Genomic DNA, 22,105 nt, shown 5'->3' with positions numbered 1-22,105 from the left:
TCAGGATCCGGTGTATTCGGCGCGCAGCAGCGCCTTCGCGACCTTCCCGGTCGCGTTCCTCGGCAGCTCCGGCGCGACCTCGACGCGGCGCGGATGCTTGTACCCGGCGATCCGCGGCTCACACCACGCGCGGATTTCCTCCAGTGTCGGCGCCGGCTGCCCGGCGGACGCGGTGATCACCGCCAGCGGCACCTCTCCCCAGTGCGGATCGGGAACCCCGATCACCGCCACCTCGCCGATCCCCGGATGTCCGGCGAGCGCGTTCTCCACCTCGGCGCTGTAGACGTTCTCCCCGCCGGACACGATCAGGCCGGCCATCCGGTCGACCAGCCAGCAGCATCCGTCGTCGTCCATGCGCACGAGATCCCCGGAATGGAACCAGCCGCCGCGGAACGCCTCGGCGGTTTCCTCCGGCCGGTTCCAGTACTCCCGCATCACCGACGGGCCGCGGTAGACGATCTCGCCGACCGTGCCGGGCGGCACGTCGCGCATCTCGCGGTCCACCACCCGGGCTTCGACGGCGAACATCGGCCGCCCCACCGAGCCGATCTTGCGCAGCAGCTCGGGACCGCGCGCGACCGTGGTGATCGGGCCGCATTCGGTCTGCGCGAGGCCGGTCGTCAGCTCGGCGTGCGGGAAGGTCTCGGCGAGCGTCCGGACCAGGCTGTCCGGCGCGGCCGCGGCGCCCCAGACGACGCGGCGCAGCGCGGGCAGGCTGACCTCCGGCAGCGCGCAGATCTCCTGCCACTGCGTCGGAACCAGGAAGCAGGCGGTGACCCGTTCGCGAGCCATCACGTCGACTACCTCGGCGGCGTCGAATTTTCCCGGCGGGGCAAGCACGATCCGGCCGCCGCGAAGGAACGTCGGCAGCAGCCCGGCCAGCGCGGCGATGTGGAACAGCGGGGTCGCCGCCAGCCACACCGCGTCGTCCTCCGGGCCGCCGCCCAGCTCGCACCGGTAGGCGAGCGTGTTGGCCAGGAGGTTGCGGTGGGTCAGCACCGCTCCCTTCGGCCGGCCAGTGGTACCGGAGGTGTACATCAGGAACGCAGCGTCCACATCGGACACTTCGGCTTCGGCCGCGCGGACGGGTGCGTAGCAGTCCGCGCCGAACACCAGCCGCTCGGTACCCTCCACTTTGGACGCAAGGGATTCGTGCACCAGCACGACTTCGGCCCCGCTGTCGGCGAGAAGAAAGCCGATTTCCGCAGTGGTCAGCCGGAAATTCAGCGGCACCGACAGCGCACCGAGCCGCGCGACGGCCAGGTACGTTTCGAGCACCTCCGGCAGATTCGGGCTCAGCACCGCCACCCGGCTGCCGTGCCGGACCCCGCGGGCTCGCAGCGTCGCCGCCAGCCGGCCGACCCGGTCGTCCAGCTCGCGGTAGGTCAGCTGCCGGGAGCCTTGCCCCAGCGCGACCCGCTCGCCGTGCATCCGCGCGTGCCGGGCCAGCTGGCTGCTGATCGTCAGGTCCCGCATCGGGCATTCCCCCGCAGCGCGGCCTTGTCCGGCTGTCCCGAGGCGAGGCGGGGAATCGACGCGACGAACTCGACCGTCTTCGGCGCCCGCACCCGGCCCAGCCGCTCCGCCGTCCACGCGGTCAGGTCCGCGCCGCTCACCGCGCTCCCGGGATCGGCCACGACGACCGCGGCGACCCGCTCGCCCCAGAGGTCGTCCGGAATGCCGATCACCGCCGCCTGCCGGACGGCCGGATGCGCGGCCAGCGCCTCCTCCACCGGCGCGGCGAACACCGGATAGCCGCCGGAGACGATCAGGTCCTTCTTCCGGCCGACCGGGTGCAGGAACCCTTGGTCGTCCTCTTCGACCAGGTCTCCGGTGTGCAGCCAGCCGCCGGGATCGCGGTCCGGACGCCGCCAGTACCCCGGCGAGACGTGCGGCCCGCGGACCAGGAGTTCGCCGTCGCCGGCCAGCCGGGTCTCGGCGATCGTGACCGGACGGCCGAGCGCATCCGACGCCCGGTCCGTTTTCGCCAGCGTGGTGATCAGGTTCGGCGCTTCCGCGAGCCCGTAAAGGCAGGTGACGACCGGGCCGAACAGCTCGCGCGCGGCCAGCAGCAGCGAAGCCCGCGCCGGCGCCACTCCGCAGACCACTGTGGACAGTGCGGCCGGCCGCCCGTGCTCCACCAGCCGATGCAGCGTGGTCGGCACCAACATCGTCGCGGTGACCGGTTCGGCGGTCCGGGCGAACAGGTCCGGATCGAACCGGTCGAGGAGCACGTTCGTGCCGCCGCGCAGCCAGGTCGGGAGGACGAACATCCCGCTGGCGTGGGTGATCGGGGCGACGTGGGCGAACCGGTCGCGCTCGCCGAGCCCGCTGTCGGCCAGATGCCCCAGCACCGCGGCGAGATAGGTGCCGTGCGTGTGCACCGCGCCGATCGGATGGCCGTTCTCGTCGCCGGTGTAGTAAATGCCGAACAGGTCCGTGCTGGCGACGTCGGGCATTCCCGGGCCGTCCGGCTGCGCGGCGGCCAGCCGCGACAGCCGCTCGGTGTCGAGGGTGTGCTCGGCGGTCACGGCGCCGGCATGCACCGGATCGTGCACGACCGCGCGGGCGCCGGAATCCCCTATCCGGAAGGCGTGGTCCGGCGGTCCGCCGACCGGGTCCAGCGGCACGACGGCAAGCCCGGCCCACGCCAGCCCGAACCACACGTCGACCAGTTCCGGGGAGTTGCCCATCAGCAGCGCGACCCGGTCCCCCGGCCGCAGTCCCAGCGCGAGCAGCGCCCGGCCGGTCCGGCGGATCCGGCCGATCTGCTCGTGATGGGTGATCTTCCGGCCGCCGCACTCGACCGCGACCTCCTGGCCGTAGCGTCGCGCACACCGCTCGACCAGCGCGCCGACCGACCCCGTCATGCCCGCACCACTTCGAGCATGCTCTGCCCCACGTGCGGCGGCAGCGCCTCGACCCCGGCGATCCGCAGGCCCGCCTGCGCGCACAGCCGGTCGAAGTCCGCGCGCGTGCGCTCCTGCCCGCCGAGGAGCACGAGCATCTGCAGGTCCTTGATGTACGGGTTCAGCCCGGCCGGGTCCGGCTGGACGCGGTCCGGCAGCAGCACGTCGACGATCAGCAGCTTTCCGTTGTCCCCCAAGGCGGTCCGGCAGCTGCGCAGGATGCGGACGGCGTGCTCGTCGTCCCAGTTGTGGATCGTGCTCTTGATCAGGAACAGGTCCGCCCCGGTCGGCACCGCGGTGAAGAAGTCCCCGGTGACGATCGAACAGCGGTCCGCCAGCCCCTCCGCCCGCAGCCGCTCGACCGCGGGGGCCGCGCCCTCCTCGGTGTCGAAGATCGTGCCCTGCAGCCCCGGGTTCCCGCGCAGGATCGCGGTGATCAGCGTGCCGTCGCCGCCGCCTATGTCGGTCACCATCCGGCAGCCGGAGAAATCGTGCTGCGCCGCGATCGCCTCGGCGGCGGCCCGGCTTTCGTCCCCCATCGCCGCCCCGAACCGGGCGGACATCTCCGGATGCGCGCCGAGATGGTCGTACAGCGGGCTGCCGAATACCTCGTCGAAAGCCGGTTTCCCGGTGCGCAGGCTGTGTTCGAGGCGCTGCCACGGCCGCGTGGTCTCGGCGGCGGTGTGAAACCGCGCGAACTCGTACATCGAACCCGGGCAATCCTTGCGCAGCAAGGCGCCGGTCTCGCTGAGCGACACCTTGCCCGGACCCGCTTCGACGCACATGCCCAGGCTGACCAGCGCCCGCAGCAAGCGGTGCAACTGCGGTGCCGGGATGTCGCACGCGCGGGCCAGATCGCCGACGTCGGCGACGCCGTCCCCGATCGCGTCGGCGAGGTCCAGTTTCGCCATCAGCGCGACCACCTCGGTGATCCGCGAGCCGAACAGCCGCCGCAGCAGCGTGCCGCGCGCCTTCGCCTGATCGGCGCCGATTCCGGTCATGTTCTCCTCCGTTCCAGCGGCCGGTTTCAGCCGAGTTCGAGACTGCCGATGGCGTAGACGCGGTCCGCGGACGTGTCCGGCGCCTTGGTGTACATCCGCACGACCCGGAATTCCTCCGCGAGCCCGAGACTGGTGGCGAACGGGCCTTGCTCGCCCGGCGCGAACAGGGACACCTCGGCGCCGGGGTCGAGCGAGTCGACGAGCGCGGCGAACACGGCTTCGGCGTCCGCGGCGGAATCCGCGATCAGCGGGCCGATCCGGTGCCGTCCCCGCGCCGGGCGGAGGACGCCGTACCCGGCGAGCGCGCCGTCGACGACCCGGAGGAACGTCACGTGCCCGGGCGCGGTGAGCCAGTGCCGCAGGAATTCCGGCCTTCCGCCGGGAAAACTCCGCCGGTCGTACTCGACGACCCGGTCCAGCCAACCGGGATCGAACGGCACCGCCCAGTTCGCTCCGGACCGCCTCGGCGTTCCGGCGTAGTGCACCGTGTCGTGCGCGCGGACCAGCCCGGACCTGGTGTAGTTCTCGACCTGCTCCGGCATGGCGTCGGACGCCAGGATCCGGTCGCCCGCGTGCTTGCGGGCCACCCGGCAGGTCGCCCGGCCGTACCCGCGGTTCCGGAACTCCGGATGGACCAGGTAATGGCCCCACACGGCGTAGCGGTCGTTGTGGTTGACCAGGGACACCGCCGCCACCGGACGGTCGCCGAGGCTCCCGACGAAGAACCCGCCCGGATCGGTGACGAGAAAGCATTCCGCGTCGCGCAGCCCGGGGTTCCAGCCCTCCCGGTGCGCCCAGTCAGTCACCTGCCGCCAGTCGTCCGCGGTGGCGGTGCTCACGGTGAACCCGGGCAGCGCCGTCGGGACTCGGTGCGAAGTCGTGCTCATGGCGGGAACCTTCTGTGTCGTCGGGAATCGGGGTCTCGTCCGGCGGTGCGGCGCGCACCAGTTCGGCCAGCGCGACGCGGCTGACCTTCGCCGACGCTGTGCGCGGCAGCGCGTCGACCAGCACCACCCGCTCGGGCAGTTCGTAGGGCAGCAATTCCTTGCGGCACCAGGCGATCAGCTCCTCGGCGGCGGGCGGGGGTTGCCCCCGTTCCAGCTCGACCGCGGCGACCGGGACCGCGCCCAGCCGTTCGTCGGGCACCCCGGTCACCGCCGCCTCGCGGACCGCCGGATGCCGTTCCAGCGCGCGCTCGACGGTGTCCGGCCGGACGGTGAAGCCGCCGCGGCTGATCACGTCGTCCGCGCGGCCCATGCTCCACAGGAAGCCGTCCTCGTCGATCCGCGCCAGATCGCTGGTGCGGACCCAGTCCTGTGCGCCGTGAGAGGACTGCGCCGTGCGCACTTCCAGCCTGCCCGCGCAGTTCGGCGGTACTTCCCGGCCCAGGTCGTCGGTCACGCGCAGCTGCACGCCCGGGTACGCCCGCCCGGCGCTGCCCGCTTTGCGGTCCCACCACTGCTCGTGCAGCGCGTAAGTCCACCCGGCGACCGCACCGGCGAACTCGGTCGCGCCGTAGGTCATCAGCACCCGGACGCCATACCGCCGGAAGAACCGGTCCGCCAGTTCGGCGGGCAGCACGGTGGAGCCGGACGTGACGAGCTTCAGCGACCGCAGCCGCTCCGGCGGCACCTCCGAAGCAAGGATGTCGCGGAGCGCGGCGGGAACCAGGAACGCGGCGCGGACCCGGTGCCGTTCCACCGCCGCGACCCACGGCTCCACCGCGAACTTCGTCATCAGCACGATCCGGCGGCCGGTGTGCAGCGCGTGGACCAAGCCCCAGAGCCCGCCGATGTGCGCGAGCGGGCTGGCGATCACCGACGCGGACGGCAGCAGCAGCGCGTCCGTCCCGGACGGCCGCGAGGCCGACGCGAGCGCCCGGTCCACCTGCCGGTGCCGGATCGCGATCCGTTTGGGCGTCCCGGTGGTGCCGGAGGTCGACATCTCGAACGCCGCGTCGGAGTCCTCGGCTTTCGTCTCGGCCGGGGCGCCGCGCAGCCGGGCCGAACCGTCCCGGCCGAGCGCGATCACGCCCGGTGCGTCGGCCAGCCGTTCGGCCGCTCCGATGACCACCGGAACCTCGGCGCGTTCGAGGTCTTCGCGCAGCCGTCTGGCGGGCTGCAACGGATCGACCACGACCGCGCACCATCCGCCGGCGAGCAAGGCAGCGAACGCGGCGACGTGTTCGGGCCGGTTCTCCAGGACCAGCCCGACCCGGGCACCCGGCTCGATCCCGGCGCCGCGCACCGCGTCGCCGACCGCTTCCGCGCACCGGCGCAGCCGCCCCCACGTCCACTGCGTCCCGTCGTGTTCGACCGCGACCGCCTCGTCCGGGGCCTCGCGAAGCAGGCGGGCCGCCCGTTCGCCGATGCCCACCTCACTCGCCTCCCGGCCGCGCCTCGCCCCAGCCCCACAGCTTCAGCGTTTCGCGCTCGCCGGGAACCGCGCCCGGCGCCGAGTTCGCCATCGCCCGTCGCGACCCGAATTCGAGGTAGGACACGAAGGCCGCGCGGAACTCCGCGTCCTGCGGAAGACCGGTTTCGTCGGCGGACTCGAGCATCAACTCGACCCACCGCGCCCGCTGGGCGGGCTGGATGTCCCGGTTGCGGTGCCGCCGGACCAGCCGCGGGTAGCCGCCGAACTCCTCGGTGTAGACCGGCGGTCCGCCGAACACCTCGCCGAGCATCATCGCGACGTGTTTCGGATGGTCCGGCTGCATGTGCTCGAACAGCGGCTTCAGCAGATCGTCCTCGACGACCTTTTTGTAGAAGACTTCGGTCAGCCGGTGCCAGGCTTCCTCCCCGCCCGCCCATTCGTAGACGGTCGGCTGGTGGTCCCCCATCGCGGTCTCCCTTCGTTGCCGGGCCGTCACAGGCCCAGTGCGGTGCCGACGATCTCTTTCATGATTTCCGTGGTGCCGCCGTAAATCGTCTGGACTCGGCTGTTCGCCCAGTCTCGGGCGATCTCCGATTCCTTCAGGTAGCCGTATCCGCCGTGCAATTGCAGGCACCGGTCGGCGACCGTGTTCTGCAGTTCGGTCGTCCACCATTTGAGCTTCGCCGCGTCGGCGACGGTCAGCCGCCCGGCGTTGAGTTCCGCCGTGCAGTGGTTGAGGAACACCCGCGCCAGCGTCACCTCGGTGTCCAAAGTGGCCAGCAGGAATTTGTTGTGCTGGAAACTGCCGATCGGTTTGCCGAAGGCGGCGCGTTCGCGGGCGTAGTCGAGAGTGGCGGCGAGCATTTTCTCCGCGGTCGCCACCGCGACGGTCGCGATGCAGAGCCGTTCCCTCGGCAGGCCGCGCATCAGGCAGCCCATTCCGCCGTTCTCCCGGCCGAGCAGATTCGCGGCCGGGATCCGGCAGTCGTCGAAGAACAGTTCGCTGGTGTCGCTGGCCCGCCAGCCCAGTTTGTCGAGCCGCCGTCCGCGCGAAAAGCCCGGCATTCCGCGTTCGGCCACCAGCAGGGTCATGCCGGAGCCGCCCCGGGCGGACGGGGTCTTCGCCGCGACGATGACCAGGTCCGCGTTCTCGCCGTTGGTGATGAACGTCTTCTGTCCATTGAGGACGTAGCAGTCGCCGTCGCGCGTCGCGGTCGTCCGGATCCCGGACAGGTCGGACCCGGCGTCCGGTTCGGTGAGCGCGAGCGCGGCGATCAATTCCCCGGAGCAGAGGCCGGGCAGCCACCGGGCCCGCTGTTCCGGGGTGGTCCTGGTCGCGAAATAGGAGGAGATCAGGTCGTTGTGCGCGACGAAACCGGGCGCGCTCACCCCGGCGCGGACCAGTTCCTCGATGAACACCCCGGAGTAGCGGAAATCCGGCTCGCCCGCCCCGCCGTCTTCCTCGGGCGCGTCCAGCCCCAGCAGCCCGGCTTTCCCGGCGGCGAGCCACAATTCGCGGCCGATGATGCCTTCCTGCTCCCACCGCGGATGGTTCGGCACCGCTTCGCGCTCCAGGAAAGTCCGGCACAGCGCGCGGAAGTCCTCGTGGTCGGGTTCGTAGGCGTTGAGGTCCATGTCAGCACACCACTTCCCGGAACAACGGCGCGAGAGCTTCGCGCGGACGCTGCAGCACCGCGAAATGCCCGCCGGGTATCTCGACGCACCGGACGGACGCGGTGCTGTGCTCGGCCCACGCCCACATCTGCTCCGGCGGGACGTACGCGTCTTCTTGGGCGGCGACGAGCACCAAGGGGAAATCGACCCGCAACGAGGCGTGTTCGCGGAACTCCGGCCGGATCGTCAGGTCCTGCCGCAACAGGCGGAGCAGATACCCGGCCATCGCGCCGGACGACAGCAGTTCCGGCGCGGTTCCGCCGTCCGCGGCCATTTTCGCCAGCAGTTCCTCGTCGCCGAGGGTGGCGAGTTCGTCCGGAACCGGAAGCAGGCGGGGCGGCAGCGACGCGGAGAGCACCGCTCCGGCCGGGGCCGTGCCGGTCGTCTCCGCCGCACGGGCGGCGACGGCCAACGCGAGCATCGCGCCGAAGCTGTGCCCGAACGTCGCGTACGCCGGGCAGCCCGTTCGCTCCAGATCGGCGATCACCTGGGACGCAAGGGCTTCCACCAGCGTCGAGTAGTCCGCTGCCGGTCTCTCCCGGGCTTTCGCGCCGCGGCCGGGCGGGTCGAGGCCGACGACCTCGACGCCTGGTGGCAGCTGATCCGGCCAGGAGCGGTACACCGACGAGGTCGCGCCGGCGTGGGGAATGCAGTACAGCCGCACGGAAGTCACTCCCTTGCCTCGCCCGCGATCTTTTCGGCGAGCATCGAAGTAGTCAGATGGGTCGGCGCGCTCGGCATCGTCGGGAACACCGACGCGTCCACCACCCGGAGCCGTTCGACACCGTGCACACGGCAGTCCTGGCCGACCACGGCCTGCGGGTCCGCGGCCGGGCCCATCCGGGCGGAGCCGACGGCGTGCCAGCCGGGGCTCATCACGTTGCGCACCGCGCCGCGCAGCAGCTGGTCGTCCTCGACCATCCGGTCGCTCCAGAGCTGGATTTTCTCCAGCCGCCCGCGGAACCCCTCGGACCGCAGGATCCGCCACGCCAGCCGGACGCCGCGCATGAGGCGTTCCACGTCGTCGGCGTCGGTGCCGAAGCCGAGCCGGATGTCCGGCGGGGCCGCCGGGTCCGCGCCCGTCGCGTGCACGCTGCCCCGGCACCGCGGGCGCAGCAGCATCACCGAGATCCCGATGACCATCGGCCAGCCGAGCCGGTCGGCGAAACTGGGGATCGCCTGGCTCGGGACGTTGTTGAGCAGCCACACCTGCAGGTCCGCGCCGTCGTCGGACAGCCCGCTCGCCACCCGCGCCGCGACCTGGCGCCACGGCAGCCCCGGACGGCACAGCCCGTCGGCCGGCTTCGCCCAGATCATCACCGACGGATGATCAGCGAGGTTCTCGCCGACCCCGGGCAGATCGGCGACCGGCTCGACGCCCAGCGCGGCGCACCGGGCCGCCGACCCGATGCCGGAGCGCTCCAGCACCAGCGGCGAACCGATCGCGCCGGCCGAAAGCACGATGTCCCGCGCCCGGAAGACTTCGCCGCCCGCTTCCACGCCGACCGCGCGCCGTCCGTCCAGGACCACCCGCGAGACCGGCATGCCGGTCCGCAGCGCAAAGCCCGGGCACTCGCGCGCGGCGGCCAGATAGGTGGCGGCGGCGTCCATTCTGACCCCGTCGACGGCGTTGGCCGGCACCGCGCCGACGCCGATCTCGGTGCCGCCGTTGAGATCCGTCAGCTCGGGCAGCCCGGCCGCGCGGCACTCGGCCCAGAACGCGGCGTCGAGCGGGTGCAGGTCGTCCCGGCGCGGACGGCGGACCGGGATCAGGCCGTCGTCGCCGTGCCGTCCGTCGCGCGGGAAATCGGCGTCCCGCTCGATCTTCCGGTACCACGGCAGCACCCGGTCCCACGCCCAGTCCGGGTTGCCCAGCTTGACCCAGTCGTCGAAATCCCGGGGCAGGGCGCGCAGCGCGACCGCGCCGTTGACCGCGGAGGAACCGCCGGCGACCTTGCCGAGCCGGTACGGGAACCGCTCCCACAACGCCCGCCGCGCGCCCTTTCCGCCGCCGGAACGCAGGTTGGCCGTGTAATCCCAGTTGAAGCCCTGCAGGATCAGCCGGGTGCCGTCGCTCAGCGGATTCGGATCGCGCGGCTGGTCCGGCCCGGCCTCGAGCAGCAGGACCCGGCGGCCCGCCTGCGCCGCCCGCGCGGCCACGACCGAACCCGCCGAACCGGCCCCGGCCACGATCAGGTCGTACTCCGGGCCGGTCATCGCCGCCCGTCCACGAGCGACCGGATCACGTCGGCGAACTCCGCGATGGTGGCGTTGGTGAACAGCCCCTCGATCACCTCCTGTTCGGCGGCGTCGCCGATGCCGAACTCGGCGCGCAGCCGCCGGACGATGGCCATCGCGTGCAGCGAATCCCCGCCGACGTCGAAAAACCCTTCCTCGACGCCGATTTCGGAGTGCCCGAGCTGCTCGGCCCAGATCCGCACGAGACCGCTTTCGACCTCGTCGTCCGGGGCTGGATCCCGCTGCGGTTCGCCGGTCGCGTGCCACGGCCGGGGCAGCGCGGCCCGGTCGATCTTGCCGTTGCCGGTCAGCGGAAACGCGTCCACCGCGACGAAATGGTGCGGCACCATGTAGCCGGGCAGGGTCTCCGCCAGCGCCGGCCGGAGCTTCGCCGGGTCGGCCGCGCCGGGGTCGTCGACGATCAGGTACGCGGCGAGCTGCCGCTGTCCGGCCGCGGAGACCGGCGCGTCCACCAGCACCTGCCGGACACCGGGCCGCGCCGCCAGCGCGGCCTCGATCTCGCCCAGTTCAACCCGGTAGCCGTTGATCTTCACCTGGAAGTCGGTCCGGCCGAGGATCTCGATGTCCCCGCCGGGCAGGTACCGGCCGAGGTCCCCGGTGCGGTACAGCCGCTCGCCGGTGCGCGGATGCGTGACGAACCGTTCCGCGGTGCGCTCCGGATCGCCCCAGTACCCGATCGCGACGCCGACGCCCCCGATGTGGATCTCGCCGGTCACCCAGGTCGGGCACGGTTCGAAGTTCTCGTCGTGGATGTAGAGCGTCTGGTTCGCCAGCGGCTTGCCGTACGGGATGCTCGGCCGGTCGAGCGCCACCTCGCGAATCCGGTGGAACACCGACCAGATCGACGCCTCGGTCGCGCCGCCGAGGCTGACCACCTCCATCCCGGGCAGCCGGTCCCGGATCCGTCCCGGCAGGGTCACCGGGATCCAGTCGCCGGACAGCAGTGCGAGCCGGAGGCTGGAGCCCGCGCCGGGCGGGGCGTCGTCGAGCGAGTCCGTCCAGAGCCGCATCGGGGCGGGCACGCTGTTCCAGATCGTCACGCGGTGCCGGTCGATCAGCTCGGTCCAGTGCCCGGCGTCGCCCGCCTTCCCCGGTTCCGGCACGACCATCGCGCCGCCGGCCCCGAGCACCCCGAAGACGTCGTAGACCGACAGATCGAACCCGGTCGGGGCCATCGCGAGCACCCGGTCCGCGGCCGTCACGCCGAACCGCTGGTTGATGTCCTGCACCGTGTTCGCCGCCGAGCGGTGTGAAATCATCACACCCTTCGGCTCGCCGGTCGAACCCGAAGTGAAAATCACGTACGCCAGGTCGTCCCATCCCTGTCGGAGGTCCAGCGGGCCGTCGTCCTGGGCGAGCACCTCCGCGTCGGCCGCGGTCACCACGGTGATCCCGGACGGCCAGGCAAGCCCGTCCCGCAGCTCCGGATCGGTGATCACCGCCGTCGCCGCGCACCGGCTCAGCAGTTTGCGGCGGCGCTGTTCGGGCAGGTCCGGGTCGATCGAAACGTAGGCGGCCCCGGAGTGCAGGACTCCGAGCAACGCGGCGATCAGGCCCGCACCCGGCCGCATGGACACCGCGACGACCGTGTTCGGCTTCCCCTCGCCAGCGTCCCGCAGCCGCCGGGCGAGACGGTGCGCGTTCGAGGTCAGCTCGCGGTAAGTGGTCTCGGTGCCGTCGGCGATCACGGCCACCGCGTCCGGCGTGCGGTTGGCCGTCCTGGCCACGAGTTCGTGCAGCGCCGCCGGAGGCAGATCAGCGGCCGTCCGGTTGGCGGCTGCCTGCTCGGCCGCGGCTTCCGGCGGGAGCTGCACGATCCGGCCGGGCTGGTCCCAGGCTTCGGGTTCGTCGGCCAAGCGCGCCAGCACGGACCGGTACGCAGCGAGCATCGCGTCGAGCATGCCGTCCGGGAACAGCCCGGACACCGCGTTCCAGGCGATCACGAGTCCGCCGTCGCGCCGCAGAACCTGGTTCTCCAGCCAGATCTGCGGCGTCTGGCTCGCGCCGTGCACCGGCTCGCCGAACGCCCGCAGCACGTCCGCGCCGGATTCCTCTTCCACCAGGCTGGAAAACACCACCGGCACCGCGACCGCCCGGCTGTCGTGGCGCCGCCGCACCAGCTCCCGCAGCACCCGGATCCCGCTGAACGCGGTGTGCCGCCGGTCCTCGGCGAGCCGGTGCTGCACGGCGGCCGCCCGCTCGGCGAACGTCGCACAGTCCACATCGGACACCGCGAACAGGCTGGGCGACACGAAGTTGCCGACCTCGCTGTCCTTCCGCCCGCACCGGTCGAGCAAGGTCAGCGTGACGGTGAAGTCCGGCCGGTTCGACCACGCCCGCACCACCTCGCGGTAAGCGGCGAGCAGCACCGCGTCCGGGCTCAGCCCCCGGCTCGCCGCGGCGGCCTCCAGCGCGCTCCAGCGGGGGCTCTCCAGCGAAGAGCCGAGCCGGACGAACTCCGGCGTTCCCAGCTGCTCCGGCGCTACGGCGAGCGGGAGTTCAGGGCCCGGCGGCAGCTCGTCGAGCCGGGAGAGCCAGTACTGCCGGGCCCGCTCGCCCTCCTCGCCCTCGGCCGCCCGCTGCCGGTCGAGAACGTAGGCACGGAACGGAAGTTCCGGCGGGTCGGCCTCGAGGTACTCGTTCTCGTAGTGCCGCTGCCAATCGGCGAACATCGCGAGGAAACCGCGCAGGTCGACGAAAAGATGGTCGAGGCTCAGGTGCAGCCGCGTCCGGCCGCCGGGCAGCACTGTCGCGCGAATGTCGAACAGCGGCCAGGCGCCCGCGTCCCGGATCTGCGCGCCGAGTTCGGCGCGGACGGCGGCCAGCTCCGCGGCCTGCGCTTCCGCCAACCGCTCGCTGACGTCCCGCACGGCGATCTCGTAAGCGGGAACCCGGTCCAGCACCCGCTGCCGGTCCGCGCCGTCGACCACCGTGCGGAGCGCGTCGTGCCGTTCGATCACCTTGTCCAGCGCGCGCGAGAGCCGCGGCAGGTCGAGGTCCGTGCAGTCGAACTCGAAGTAGGAGTGCGCCGCGCCGCCGCCGAGTTCGAGCCCGGGATGCCGTCCGGCCAGATAGGCCTGCTGGATGTCGGTGAGCGGGAACGGTTCGCCCGGCCGGGCGCCGGCACTGCTGAAAAGAAAATCCATCAGTTCTACATTCGGGTCGGCCATCCTGCCCCCAGACATCACGATGGAATAGGAAACACACCGAAAAACCGGAACAATGCGGTCCGGCCGAGGAAATGCGACGAGGGGCAGATGACATCACCCACAAGTGGAGACTGTCAAGAACGGGAGGTTGCACACGCGTGCAATAGCGTATTGCGCTCGTCCCCGGATTCCGGGCACGATCGCGCCCATGACTCAGGATTCCGCCGGCGCCCGGCCGCCCCGACTGCTGATAGGCGCCACCGGTTCGATCGCCGTGACCGCCCTCCCGGCCTATCTGAGTGAATTCCGCAGCCATTTCGGCGGACCGGTGACCGTGCTCATGACGCACACCGCGGAACAATTCCTGCCGGCCGCGACCGTGCGCCTGCACGCCGACCGCGTCGTGCACGGCGAATCGCCGGACGACTGGCCCGCCGACAAACCGTCCCGGCTCGCCGCCGACCACGATGTGGTGATCGTGCTGCCGGCGACGGCGAACTTCCTCGCCGCGGCCGCGACCGGAGCGGCTCCCAACCGCCTGGCGACCGTCGTGCTGTCGGTGCCGTACCCGGTGGTCTATTTCCCGTCGATGGGCGCGGCGATGTGGGAAAAGCCTTCTGTGCGCCGCAATGTCGCCACGATCCGCGCCGACGGCGGGCACCTGCCGGAACCGGTGTGGCACGACACGTACGACGTGGGCCTCGGCCGGATCTCCCGGCATCCGACGATGCCGCCGCCCGCGGAAGCGGTCAAGATCGTCGCCGACATCCTGTCGTCCGCGTCCTCGGAATGAGGACTTGACCGCGCCACAACGGTTTTCCGGTCAGCTCAGGCGTGCTCCACCAGTTTCTCCGCCAGCTCCTGCCACGCCTGGGCGCACGCCGCCGCGAGTTCCGCCACCGTCCGGCGGCAGTGCGGCGGCACCGTCCCCAGCAGTTCCTGCTGCTCGCGCCCGTTGATCGCGGACACGCTCAGCAGCGAGATCAGCCGCCTGCCGTTTTCGGTCAGCCGCAGCGAAGGATCCTTGCGCAGCAACGCCATCAGCTCGCCGGTCTCGCAGCGGGCGGGCTCCGGGCGGCTCGTCAGCTGCGCGCGCGGGCCGGTCCGCTGCGCGGGCGGGACCGGGTCCTCACCGCGGGCCATGCGGTCGCGCACGTCGCGGACCGTGCCCGGGGAAATCCCGCATTCCATCGCGATCTGGCGCAGCGAAGCGTCCGGTTTCTCCTGCAGCAGCTTGCTCGCGCGCAGCCTTCCGGGCGCGGTGCTGAGCGGGCGCACCCTTCCGTCGCGGCCCAGCCGGACGCGCAACTGCGGATTGTCCTCGCTTGCGCACCGGCGCACGGCCGCGACGGTCTTCGCCGACATTCCGGTCGCCGCCGCGATCGCCCGGTCCGACCATCGCGGATGCGAGGCCACGATCCGCATCGCCGCGGCCCGCCGGTCCGAAATGGACAGTGGGAGGCCGTGCGCGACGTTCAGCCGGACGCCGAGCACGAAAGCGTTCGCCGCCGAACCGTCGAAGAACCGGACCAGCACGGTTTCCGCGCCGCGCAGCTGCGCCGCCTGCAGCCGGTGCATTCCGTCGATCACCCGCATGCTGGGCCGGTGCACCAGCACCGGCGGCAATTCGGCGGGAGCCGAGGCGAGCAGCCGCGCGTGCGCGCAGTCCTCGCCGGCCAGCCGGGGCGAATCCGACGGCCGCAGCGCGGCGATCGGCACCGGAACCGCCTGTTCTCCTTCGATCCATTCGTCTACTGCCTGCCAGGCGAGCCGTTCGTCCGCCCAGTCCTCGGGCAGGCTTCCGGCTGCGGAATCCCGGCACCGCAACACCTGAACCATTGTCCCCCCAGACATGTAGTTGTTCGAATCACACAGTAATTGCCTGCCGCCATTGCGTAAGCCACCAAACGGTGGCGCCCGCGCCGCCGGAAGAACCTCCGGCGGCGCGGCGCCCGGACGCGGCGCGAAACCCCATTCCGCCCGTGCCGCGAAAAACCGTTCCTGCTGTTCCTACTGTTCCGCCACGGCCGAAACCGCTCCTTCCGGCACGGCAGGGCTGCGGTGCAGCCTGCTGTCCGCGAACGCCGCGATTCCGGACACGACCGCGATCGCCGCGCCGACCCAGCAGACCGAGGCGAGGCCGAATCCCGCGCCGATGGCCAGCCCGCCCGCCAGCGGGGCCAGCGTGATGCCCAGCTGGAACGCCGACACGTTCGTCGCCCCGGCCAGCGTCGGCGCGCCCGCCGCGATGGTGTACACGCGGCCGATCACCGCCGGGTTGACCAGGAACGCCGCGACGCCGAGCAGGAACACCAGCGGGATCGCGGCGGCGGGCTGCGCGGCGAGCGCCGCCAGCGCGACCGAGAACACGATCATCCCGGCGATGCCGGCCGCCAGCACGCGGAACGGGAACCGGTCCGCGACCCGGCCGCCGATGGTGAGGCCGACGAACGCGCCGATGCCGAACAGCGACAGCACCGCCGGAACCCAGGACTCCGAGAGCCCGCTCGTCTCGGTGACCATCGCGCCCAGGTACCCGAAGGTCACCATGTACGCCGCGGTGGTCGCGATCGTGGTGCCGAAGGCGACCCACAGCCGCGGCTGTTTCATCGTCCGCAGCTCCGCTTTGAGGTCCGGCTCGGGCCCGCCGTCCTGTCCCGGCTGGCGCAGCGTCAGCCACACCGCGACCGCCGTCGCCGCCGTGGCGATCGCGACCGCCCAGAACCCGGCGCGCCAGCCGGCCAGTCCGCTGATCACCGTGCCCGCCGGGCCGCCGACGACCATCGCCAGGCTCAGCCCGCTGACCACCACCGACAGCGCACGCGCCGTGCGGTCCGGCGGCACCAGGCTGACCGCGGTGGTCATCGCGACCGCCCAGAACCCGGCGTAGGCGACCCCGCTGATGACGCGGGCCACCATCAGGATCCAGTAGCTCGAGGTGAGCATGCCGAGCGCGATCGCGGCCACGAACAGCGCCTGGCTGGCCAGCAGCGTCGCGCGCCGCGGCCAGTGCAGCGTGAGCACCGCGAGCGGCGGCGCGCCCGCCAGCACCCCGACCGCGAACGCGGAGATCAGCGCGCCCGCCGAGGGCAGCGAGACCCGCAGGTCCGACGCGATCCCGGGCAGCACGCCGGAAATCAGGAACTCGGAGCTGCCCATCGCGAACAGGCTGAGCCCGAGCAGGTACACGGCCGCGGGCAGCGCGCCCTTCCGGTTGTCCGCCGAGGTCATCGGAGTCCCCTCCGTCCTTCGGGCCCGCCGTCGTCGGCACGCCGGTTGAGCAGGGTCACCCTCGGTCTCCCTTCCCCTTGATCTTTGCCGGATGGCACATTACGGTATTCCATGGAATTATGGAATATAGCCGCACCCTCGGGTACCACCTTCGGAGCATCGATTGACCGACCCCTCGCCTCCGCGATCAGCCCTGTTCGGGGAACTGGCGCGCGTCGCCAAAGCACTGGGCAACGACAAGCGGCTCGAACTCGTCGACCTGCTCGTCCAGCGTCCGCGCGGAGTGGTCGAACTGGCCGAGGCCGCGGGGCTGAACGTCACGACCGCGTCCGCCCACCTGCAGGTCCTCAAGCAGGTCGGGCTCGTCGCCGCGGTCCGCGACGGCACGACCGTCCGCCACCACATCGCGAGCCCCGACGTCGCCTCGCTGTACGGCAGGCTGCTGGCGGTCGCCGCCGCGCAGTCGCCCGCGGTCGACGCCGCCGCGCGCCGCTACCTCGGCTCGGACGACACCGAGGCCGTCGACCGCGACGAGCTGATGCGCCGCGTCGAGGCGGGCCAGGCGATCGTCGTCGACGTGCGCCCCGCCGAGGAGTACGCCGCAGGCCACATCCCCGGCGCGATCTCGATCCCGATGGCGGAACTGGCCGACCGGATCGGCGAACTCCCCGCCGACCTCGACGTGGTGGCCTACTGCCGCGGCGTGTACTGCGCGTTCTCCCACGACGCCGTCCGGCTGCTGACCGCACACGGCTTCCGCGCGTTCCGCCTCTCCGACGGCATCCTCGAGTGGAAAGTGAACGGCCACCCGCTCGCCGGCGACCCGTCCTGACTTTCGTTTCCCGGTCCCCTACCCCGAACCTGAGGAGCACCATGTTCTCGACCCTCGCGCGCACCGTCGCCATCGGCGTCGGCGCCACCGCCATCATGGACCTCGGCGGCGAAGTCGTCCGCCGCACCACCGGCGTGCAACCGCTGGACTACCGCCTCCTCGGCCGATGGATCGGCCACCTGCCGGAGGGCACCGTCCGCCACGAGAGCATCGCGAAGGCGGAACCGGTCCCGCACGAACGCGAAATCGGCTGGGCAGCGCACTATTCGATCGGCACAGCCTTCGCCGGCTTGCTCGTCGCGACCCGCCCTGGCTGGGCGAACAAGCCGACGCCGCTGCCAGCGTTGCTGACCGGCCTCGCGACGACTGCGGCGCCGTGGTTCATCATGCAGCCTGCGTTCGGCCTGGGTGTGGCGGCGGCGAAGACCCCGAAGCCGGCGGTGGCTCGGTTGCGCAGCTTGCGGACGCATGCGATTTACGGGCTGGGGCTTTACCTTGCGGGGAGCGCGGTTGCGCAGGTGACTTCCAAGCGGGCTAAGGGGTAGCGCGGCTTCGGGTGAGACGGTGGTGTCGGGGGCTCGGGTGGGGCCGGGCCTGCGGTCGCTCGGGTGAGCTGGTGGTGCGCGAAGCAGTCTCGACGGCCCCGCGCGACGCGGTGACGGCCCACGCGAAGCAGCAGTGGAGCTTGCGCGAAGCAGTGGCGCGATAGCCACGCGAAACGCAACGCAGCCTCGCGAAGCCGCGACGCACCAGCTCTCGCGAAGCAGCAACGCAGCCTGCACGATGCAGTAGCGCGACGGTTCGCGCGAAGCAGCAGCTCGCGCGAAACGGGAGCGCGCAGCCCCACGCGAAACCGCAACGAGACGACCTGCACGCAGCCGTAGCGCAGCAAGCCATGAAGCGGCAACGCAAAGCCGCAACGCAGCAGCTCGCACGAAGCGGGTGCGCAGCAGCCCCACGCGAAACCACAACACGACAACCCGCACGCAGCCGTAGCGCAGCAAGCCGCGAGCGGCAACGCAGCACAGGCCGCGCGAAGCAGCAACACAGCAATTCCGAGGCTGCGGCTGTCCCACACGTCGGGGGGAACAGCCGCAGCCCGACCGCGCCCCGCGCACCGACCGCCATCCGGTGCGCGGGGTGCCGTCGGCAGGATGGGTCGTGAGCGGCTATGCCGGTTAGAACCGGGATAGCCACTCACGAGACCGGCACCGACACAGCCCCCTCACCGGACAGGCCACGCCCTCGCCCGGCAGCATGGCGCAACGGCGGGCAGCGGGCAGCGGGCAGCGGGCAGCGGGCAGCGGGCAGCGGGCAGCGGGCAGCGGGCAGCGGGACCTTGCCGCGCCCGCCGCGGCTGAACAAGGGTCGTGAGTGCCAATCCCGGTTAGAACTGGCATAAACACTCACAACCCCCTACCTCCCCACCAACCACCGCCGGTAAGCCGCCACCACATCCTCCGTGCGGAGCTGCGGCCCGTCCGGGTCTTTGGCGGCGTCGTCCCATCGCCGGACTCGCACCGCGTCCTCCCAGCGTGGGTGGCGGCGGAACTCCTCGACCTCCACTGTGGACATCGGCCCGCCCTGACGGGCCAGCGACTCCACCGAAGCCGGGCTCAGTTGGGCCGCGTAGGCGTCGTCCGTCGCGACCAAGAAGCGTTTCGCTGGCACGTGTTGCGCGATGATCCACGCCGCCGCCTCGCTCAGCTGCGCCCGGGCGAACTCCGCGCCCGACAGCTCGTGCGGCAACCCCGGGTACTGCGCGCGCACCGGCTCCGCGCGGCCGACGTCATGCAGGACGGCGGCCAGCAGCAGCTCGTCATCAGCACCGGCCTCGGCGGCGAACCAGCCCGTCTGCAGGGCGTGCGTCCGCTGGTCGACCACTTCTCCGCCGTAGGGCAAGCCTGCCAGGCCGTCGACCAGCGACGCGAGTTCCGTTTCGTTCACAACGCCTCCTTGATCGTGGAAGCCAGTTCCTCGGCCAGCTCCCGGGTCGCGGCGACGACGCCGGACCAGCGGCGGGTCAGGTCCGGGTCGATCTCCAGCGGGCGGCCGTGCACGTCCAGGACCGCGCCGCCCGCGGCGGGGACGGTGATCATCGCGGCGGCCAGGTCCATGATGCGGTGGGTGTCGGAGCCGGCGTCGGCGAAGGCGTCGGTCGAGCCTTCCGCCACCAGCGCGGCTTCGATGCACGAACTGGAAAGGATTCTCACCCGCGCGGCACGTTTTGTGATCCGCCACCACGCGTCGTCGTCCGGCCCGTGAGGACGTAACAGACTGACGGCGGCACCGTCTAACTCGCGACGGCCGCTGGTGCGGTACGGCGTGGGCCGACCGGCGACAGCGTGCCAGCAGCGGCCGGTGTCCAGCCAGCAGGTCAAGGCTTCCTTCGGGACTCCGTCCACCGCGATCACCCCGGCGAACGCCGACAGCGGCACCCCGGCGGCGGCGTTGGCGGTGCCGTCCACTGGGTCGACGACGAGGGTCAACGCGGAGCCGTTGTCGATCGAACCGATTTCCTCGCTGAGGAGGTTTACCTTGTGTGCGTTGGCTGTCTCGGCGACTGCGGTGTCGACGAGGATGTCTAGCCGCATCGTCGGGGTGCCGTCGGCGCCGATCTGCACCTTTTCCGCCAGCGCGGCACGGTCGTGGATGCGCCGGGCTTCCGCGAAAGCGCTGGCAGCGGCGCGGGTCGCATGAGCCAGGACCGGGTCCACATCGGACGGCAGCACGGGTTCTGGTACTGGCCAATGAATGTGGCTCACGTGCGGCCTCCGGTGAGTACAGAGTGGACGACCGGCCACCGGGTGCCGGGCGAGATCAACGCCAGGTCGGCGCGCAGGCCGGGGGCCAGGCGTCCGCGGTCGGGCAGTCCGGCTACCTCGGCGGCACCGGCGGTGACCAGGGAAATTGCCGACGGGAGGCCGATTTCCTCAGCCAGGGTGAAGGCGGCGGCCAGCAAGCCCGAAGGCAGGTAGTCCGACGCCAGAGCCGTAACCAGGCCGCGTGAGACCAGGTCTCGGCCGGAGGCGTTGCCGTTGTGCGAGCTGCCGCGCAGGACGTTCGGCGCGCCCATCACTACCGGCAGTCCGCGGTCACGGGCGGCTTCGGCGGCGTCCACAGTGGTCGGGAATTCGGCGACCGCGCCGCCGCGTTCCACCAGGGTTTCGATTTCTTCCGCCGAGCTGGGATCGTGTCCCAGTAAGCGGATCCGGCCCGCCCGAGCTTGTTCGCCGAGCCAGGCCATGGCTTCCTCTCGGACGTCCAGCCGTCCGTCGCGGTCGGCGATCAGCCGGTCTACGTGATCAGATGCCTCCACTTCGGACATTCCGCGCGTGCCCCGCAGGTAACGCTCGTAATAGGCGCGGTCGGCGTACTGGCCCTGCCCGGGTGTGTGGTCCTCATGCGACACCACCGGCGTACCGTCGACTGTGGACAGTCGTTCCCGGAGGGCACGCAAGCCTTCTGGGCAGCGTACGTCCAATCGGTACAGGATCCGGTGGCCCACCAGTCCGTCCGGGCGGCCGTCGATGACCTCGCACAGGCTGCGGGCTCGCGCCACCGACCGGTCCAAGCCGCGGCCGAAGCTTTCCTCGAAGCCAGCGCCGTGGAACACGGTGGTCACGCCCGCCGCGCGGAGTTTTCCTTCAAAGGACAACAGCGCGAACTCCGCGGGCAGCTCGGCACCGGGACGCGGCAGCCGTTCCTTTTCCAGGCCGTCGCTGTGCACGTCTACCAGACCGGGCACGCACAGCAGGCCTTGACCATCCACATCGGACACCACGCCAGGCGGATGCGGCGCGACCTCGGCGATCCGGCCGTCTCGCACGGCTACCAGCGCGTTGTCCACGACCCGGTCGGCCAGCACAGCGCGGACGTGGCCGAGCACGTAGTCGGCGGGCGGTGCGCCAAGCGTCCAGCGTTCCTCCAGTCCGGTCGTCATGCCGCCGCCAGGATCTCGGCCGGGGCGCCTTCGGCGGCGATCTGCCCGTCCCGCATCAGGACGACTCGCGAGGCCAGCCGGTGCATCGCGTCGAGGTCGTGGAACACGGCCAGGACCGCGACTCCCTGCGCGGTCAAGCCCGCGACCAGTTCCAAGGCGGCCTCCCGGTTCTCTGGGTCCAATGCGGACACTGGCTCGTCGAGAAGCAACAGCCGAGGCGGCCGGACCGTGCCCGCGGCCAGGTTCACCCGCTGCCGCTCGCCGCCGGACAGAACCGAGCAGTCGACGTCCCAGAGCGCTTCGTCCAAGTTCAGGCGCTGCAACGCTTCGGCGGCCGCGTCGCGAGCCTCCGCCCGGTCGAGGCCGCGGCGGCGGGCGGTCGCGGAGACCACGGCCATCGGTCCGCTGCGCGGCGGGGCGGCGAGAAACTGCGACACATAGCCGAATTCTCGGCCGCGCAGCCGGGCCATCGCGCGGTCGGCGAGGTCGGTCAGCTCGACGTCGTCGGCGCCGGTGCGCAGCCGGACCGAGCCGGAATCCGGCAGGTAGGTCCGGTTGACGCAGCGCAGCAGCGAGGACTTCCCGGCCCCGCTGGGCCCGGCGAGCGCGACGTGCTCGCCGGCGTGCACGTCGAGATCGACACCGTGCAACGAATGGACGGTGCGGCCGTCAATCGTGTGCAAGGTGAAGGATTTGCGGAGGTCGCGAACGGAAAGCACGGGCAACACGGG

The 22,105-nt window shown here is 71.7% G+C and carries 19 protein-coding genes; 3 read left to right on the top strand and 16 right to left on the bottom strand.

What is annotated here, in order from left to right:
* Genes RPX00_RS31200 through RPX00_RS31155 form a run of 10 tightly spaced genes read right to left on the bottom strand, consistent with a single transcriptional unit; the run spans nucleotide 1 to nucleotide 13,365 of the window.
* A complete protein-coding gene (locus RPX00_RS31200) occupies nucleotides 1-1,476 on the bottom strand; it encodes an acyl-CoA synthetase (protein ID WP_406630731.1) in 1,476 nt (491 codons plus the stop codon).
* On the bottom strand, nucleotides 1,464-2,870 hold the full coding sequence (locus RPX00_RS31195; RefSeq protein WP_406630729.1) for an AMP-binding protein: 1,407 nt from the start codon (nucleotides 2,868-2,870) through the stop codon (nucleotides 1,464-1,466). The genes RPX00_RS31200 and RPX00_RS31195 overlap by 13 nt, the downstream gene beginning before the upstream one ends.
* Nucleotides 2,867-3,910 carry a methyltransferase gene (locus RPX00_RS31190; RefSeq protein ID WP_406630727.1) on the bottom strand — a complete coding sequence of 348 codons (1,044 nt, stop codon included), beginning with the start codon at nucleotides 3,908-3,910 and terminating at the stop codon, nucleotides 2,867-2,869. Before RPX00_RS31190 ends, RPX00_RS31195 begins: the two co-directional genes overlap by 4 nt.
* A gap of 26 nt (nucleotides 3,911-3,936) precedes the next feature.
* Nucleotides 3,937-4,797 carry a GNAT family N-acetyltransferase gene (locus RPX00_RS31185; protein WP_406630725.1) on the bottom strand — a complete coding sequence of 287 codons (861 nt, stop codon included), beginning with the start codon at nucleotides 4,795-4,797 and terminating at the stop codon, nucleotides 3,937-3,939.
* Nucleotides 4,709-6,286: a class I adenylate-forming enzyme family protein gene (locus tag RPX00_RS31180; RefSeq protein WP_406630723.1), complete on the bottom strand. Its 1,578-nt coding sequence runs from the start codon at nucleotides 6,284-6,286 to the stop codon at nucleotides 4,709-4,711. The genes RPX00_RS31185 and RPX00_RS31180 overlap by 89 nt, the downstream gene beginning before the upstream one ends.
* A gap of 1 nt (nucleotide 6,287) precedes the next feature.
* Complete coding sequence (locus tag RPX00_RS31175) at nucleotides 6,288-6,752, bottom strand: group II truncated hemoglobin (protein WP_406630721.1); 465 nt, start codon at nucleotides 6,750-6,752, stop codon at nucleotides 6,288-6,290.
* A gap of 26 nt (nucleotides 6,753-6,778) precedes the next feature.
* Complete coding sequence (locus tag RPX00_RS31170; RefSeq protein WP_406630719.1) at nucleotides 6,779-7,921, bottom strand: acyl-CoA dehydrogenase family protein; 1,143 nt, start codon at nucleotides 7,919-7,921, stop codon at nucleotides 6,779-6,781.
* Nucleotide 7,922: 1 nt separating this feature from the next.
* The gene (locus tag RPX00_RS31165; RefSeq protein WP_406630717.1) at nucleotides 7,923-8,633 is read right to left on the bottom strand and encodes a thioesterase II family protein; all 711 of its coding nucleotides are present in this window, start codon (nucleotides 8,631-8,633) and stop codon (nucleotides 7,923-7,925) included.
* On the bottom strand, nucleotides 8,630-10,177 hold the full coding sequence (locus RPX00_RS31160; protein ID WP_406630715.1) for a GMC family oxidoreductase: 1,548 nt from the start codon (nucleotides 10,175-10,177) through the stop codon (nucleotides 8,630-8,632). The genes RPX00_RS31165 and RPX00_RS31160 overlap by 4 nt, the downstream gene beginning before the upstream one ends.
* Nucleotides 10,174-13,365 carry a non-ribosomal peptide synthetase gene (locus RPX00_RS31155; protein WP_406630713.1) on the bottom strand — a complete coding sequence of 1,064 codons (3,192 nt, stop codon included), beginning with the start codon at nucleotides 13,363-13,365 and terminating at the stop codon, nucleotides 10,174-10,176. The genes RPX00_RS31160 and RPX00_RS31155 overlap by 4 nt, the downstream gene beginning before the upstream one ends.
* 211 nt (nucleotides 13,366-13,576) lie before the next feature.
* On the opposite strand from RPX00_RS31155, the gene RPX00_RS31150 reads away from it, so the two are divergent.
* On the top strand, nucleotides 13,577-14,161 hold the full coding sequence (locus RPX00_RS31150) for a flavoprotein (protein ID WP_406630711.1): 585 nt from the start codon (nucleotides 13,577-13,579) through the stop codon (nucleotides 14,159-14,161).
* 35 nt (nucleotides 14,162-14,196) lie between these two features.
* Here the strand turns inward: RPX00_RS31150 and RPX00_RS31145 are convergent, their stop codons facing one another.
* Nucleotides 14,197-15,207, bottom strand: a complete 1,011-nt coding sequence (locus tag RPX00_RS31145) for a ParB/RepB/Spo0J family partition protein (RefSeq protein WP_406630709.1) — start codon at nucleotides 15,205-15,207, stop codon at nucleotides 14,197-14,199.
* A 171-nt stretch (nucleotides 15,208-15,378) separates the two neighbouring features.
* Nucleotides 15,379-16,599: a Cmx/CmrA family chloramphenicol efflux MFS transporter gene (locus tag RPX00_RS31140; RefSeq protein WP_406630707.1), complete on the bottom strand. Its 1,221-nt coding sequence runs from the start codon at nucleotides 16,597-16,599 to the stop codon at nucleotides 15,379-15,381.
* Nucleotides 16,600-16,762: 163 nt separating this feature from the next.
* Here RPX00_RS31140 and RPX00_RS31135 point away from each other — a divergent pair, with 163 nt between their 5' ends.
* Together RPX00_RS31135 and RPX00_RS31130 are read left to right on the top strand one after the other, a co-directional pair.
* The gene (locus tag RPX00_RS31135; RefSeq protein WP_406630705.1) at nucleotides 16,763-17,431 is read left to right on the top strand and encodes an ArsR/SmtB family transcription factor; all 669 of its coding nucleotides are present in this window, start codon (nucleotides 16,763-16,765) and stop codon (nucleotides 17,429-17,431) included.
* A 41-nt stretch (nucleotides 17,432-17,472) separates the two neighbouring features.
* Entirely contained in the window at nucleotides 17,473-17,976 is a 504-nt protein-coding gene (locus RPX00_RS31130; protein WP_406630703.1) for a DUF2938 domain-containing protein, read from the top strand.
* Between the two features lie 871 nt (nucleotides 17,977-18,847).
* Here the strand turns inward: RPX00_RS31130 and RPX00_RS31125 are convergent.
* Genes RPX00_RS31125 through RPX00_RS31110 form a run of 4 tightly spaced genes read right to left on the bottom strand, consistent with a single transcriptional unit; the run spans nucleotide 18,848 to nucleotide 22,102 of the window.
* Nucleotides 18,848-19,378 (bottom strand): HD domain-containing protein, encoded by a 531-nt coding sequence (locus RPX00_RS31125; protein ID WP_406630701.1) that lies wholly within the window; start codon nucleotides 19,376-19,378, stop codon nucleotides 18,848-18,850.
* The gene (locus RPX00_RS31120) at nucleotides 19,375-20,196 is read right to left on the bottom strand and encodes an inositol monophosphatase family protein (protein WP_406630699.1); all 822 of its coding nucleotides are present in this window, start codon (nucleotides 20,194-20,196) and stop codon (nucleotides 19,375-19,377) included. The genes RPX00_RS31125 and RPX00_RS31120 overlap by 4 nt, the downstream gene beginning before the upstream one ends.
* Nucleotides 20,193-21,374 (bottom strand): alpha-D-ribose 1-methylphosphonate 5-triphosphate diphosphatase, encoded by a 1,182-nt coding sequence (locus RPX00_RS31115; RefSeq protein WP_406630697.1) that lies wholly within the window; start codon nucleotides 21,372-21,374, stop codon nucleotides 20,193-20,195. Before RPX00_RS31115 ends, RPX00_RS31120 begins: the two co-directional genes overlap by 4 nt.
* Nucleotides 21,371-22,102, bottom strand: a complete 732-nt coding sequence (locus RPX00_RS31110; RefSeq protein ID WP_406630695.1) for an ATP-binding cassette domain-containing protein — start codon at nucleotides 22,100-22,102, stop codon at nucleotides 21,371-21,373. Before RPX00_RS31110 ends, RPX00_RS31115 begins: the two co-directional genes overlap by 4 nt.
* Nucleotides 22,103-22,105: the final 3 nt, after the last annotated feature.

It is taken from the genome of Amycolatopsis sp. WGS_07 (assembly GCF_045278895.1).
In the GTDB taxonomy this organism is placed as follows: domain Bacteria; phylum Actinomycetota; class Actinomycetes; order Mycobacteriales; family Pseudonocardiaceae; genus Amycolatopsis.
The sequence above is the reverse complement of the archived record's forward strand: the minus strand, read 5'-3'. Positions and strand labels throughout refer to the sequence as shown.

Excerpts from the sequence above, each read along its gene's own strand:
- RPX00_RS31160 (WP_406630715.1), bottom strand. The coding sequence starts at position 10,177 with ATGACCGGCCCGGAGTACGACCTGATCGTGGCCGGGGCCGGTTCGGCG.
- RPX00_RS31190 (WP_406630727.1), bottom strand. The coding sequence starts at position 3,910 with ATGACCGGAATCGGCGCCGATCAGGCGAAGGCGCGCGGCACGCTGCTG.
- RPX00_RS31195 (WP_406630729.1), bottom strand. The coding sequence starts at position 2,870 with ATGACGGGGTCGGTCGGCGCGCTGGTCGAGCGGTGTGCGCGACGCTAC.
- RPX00_RS31150 (WP_406630711.1), top strand. The coding sequence starts at position 13,577 with ATGACTCAGGATTCCGCCGGCGCCCGGCCGCCCCGACTGCTGATAGGC.
- RPX00_RS31175 (WP_406630721.1), bottom strand. The coding sequence starts at position 6,752 with ATGGGGGACCACCAGCCGACCGTCTACGAATGGGCGGGCGGGGAGGAA.
- RPX00_RS31140 (WP_406630707.1), bottom strand. The coding sequence starts at position 16,599 with ATGACCTCGGCGGACAACCGGAAGGGCGCGCTGCCCGCGGCCGTGTAC.
- RPX00_RS31115 (WP_406630697.1), bottom strand. The coding sequence starts at position 21,374 with ATGACGACCGGACTGGAGGAACGCTGGACGCTTGGCGCACCGCCCGCC.
- RPX00_RS31155 (WP_406630713.1), bottom strand. The coding sequence starts at position 13,365 with ATGGATTTTCTTTTCAGCAGTGCCGGCGCCCGGCCGGGCGAACCGTTC.
- RPX00_RS31200 (WP_406630731.1), bottom strand. The coding sequence starts at position 1,476 with ATGCGGGACCTGACGATCAGCAGCCAGCTGGCCCGGCACGCGCGGATG.
- RPX00_RS31170 (WP_406630719.1), bottom strand. The coding sequence starts at position 7,921 with ATGGACCTCAACGCCTACGAACCCGACCACGAGGACTTCCGCGCGCTG.
- RPX00_RS31185 (WP_406630725.1), bottom strand. The coding sequence starts at position 4,797 with ATGAGCACGACTTCGCACCGAGTCCCGACGGCGCTGCCCGGGTTCACC.
- RPX00_RS31130 (WP_406630703.1), top strand. The coding sequence starts at position 17,473 with ATGTTCTCGACCCTCGCGCGCACCGTCGCCATCGGCGTCGGCGCCACC.
- RPX00_RS31145 (WP_406630709.1), bottom strand. The coding sequence starts at position 15,207 with ATGGTTCAGGTGTTGCGGTGCCGGGATTCCGCAGCCGGAAGCCTGCCC.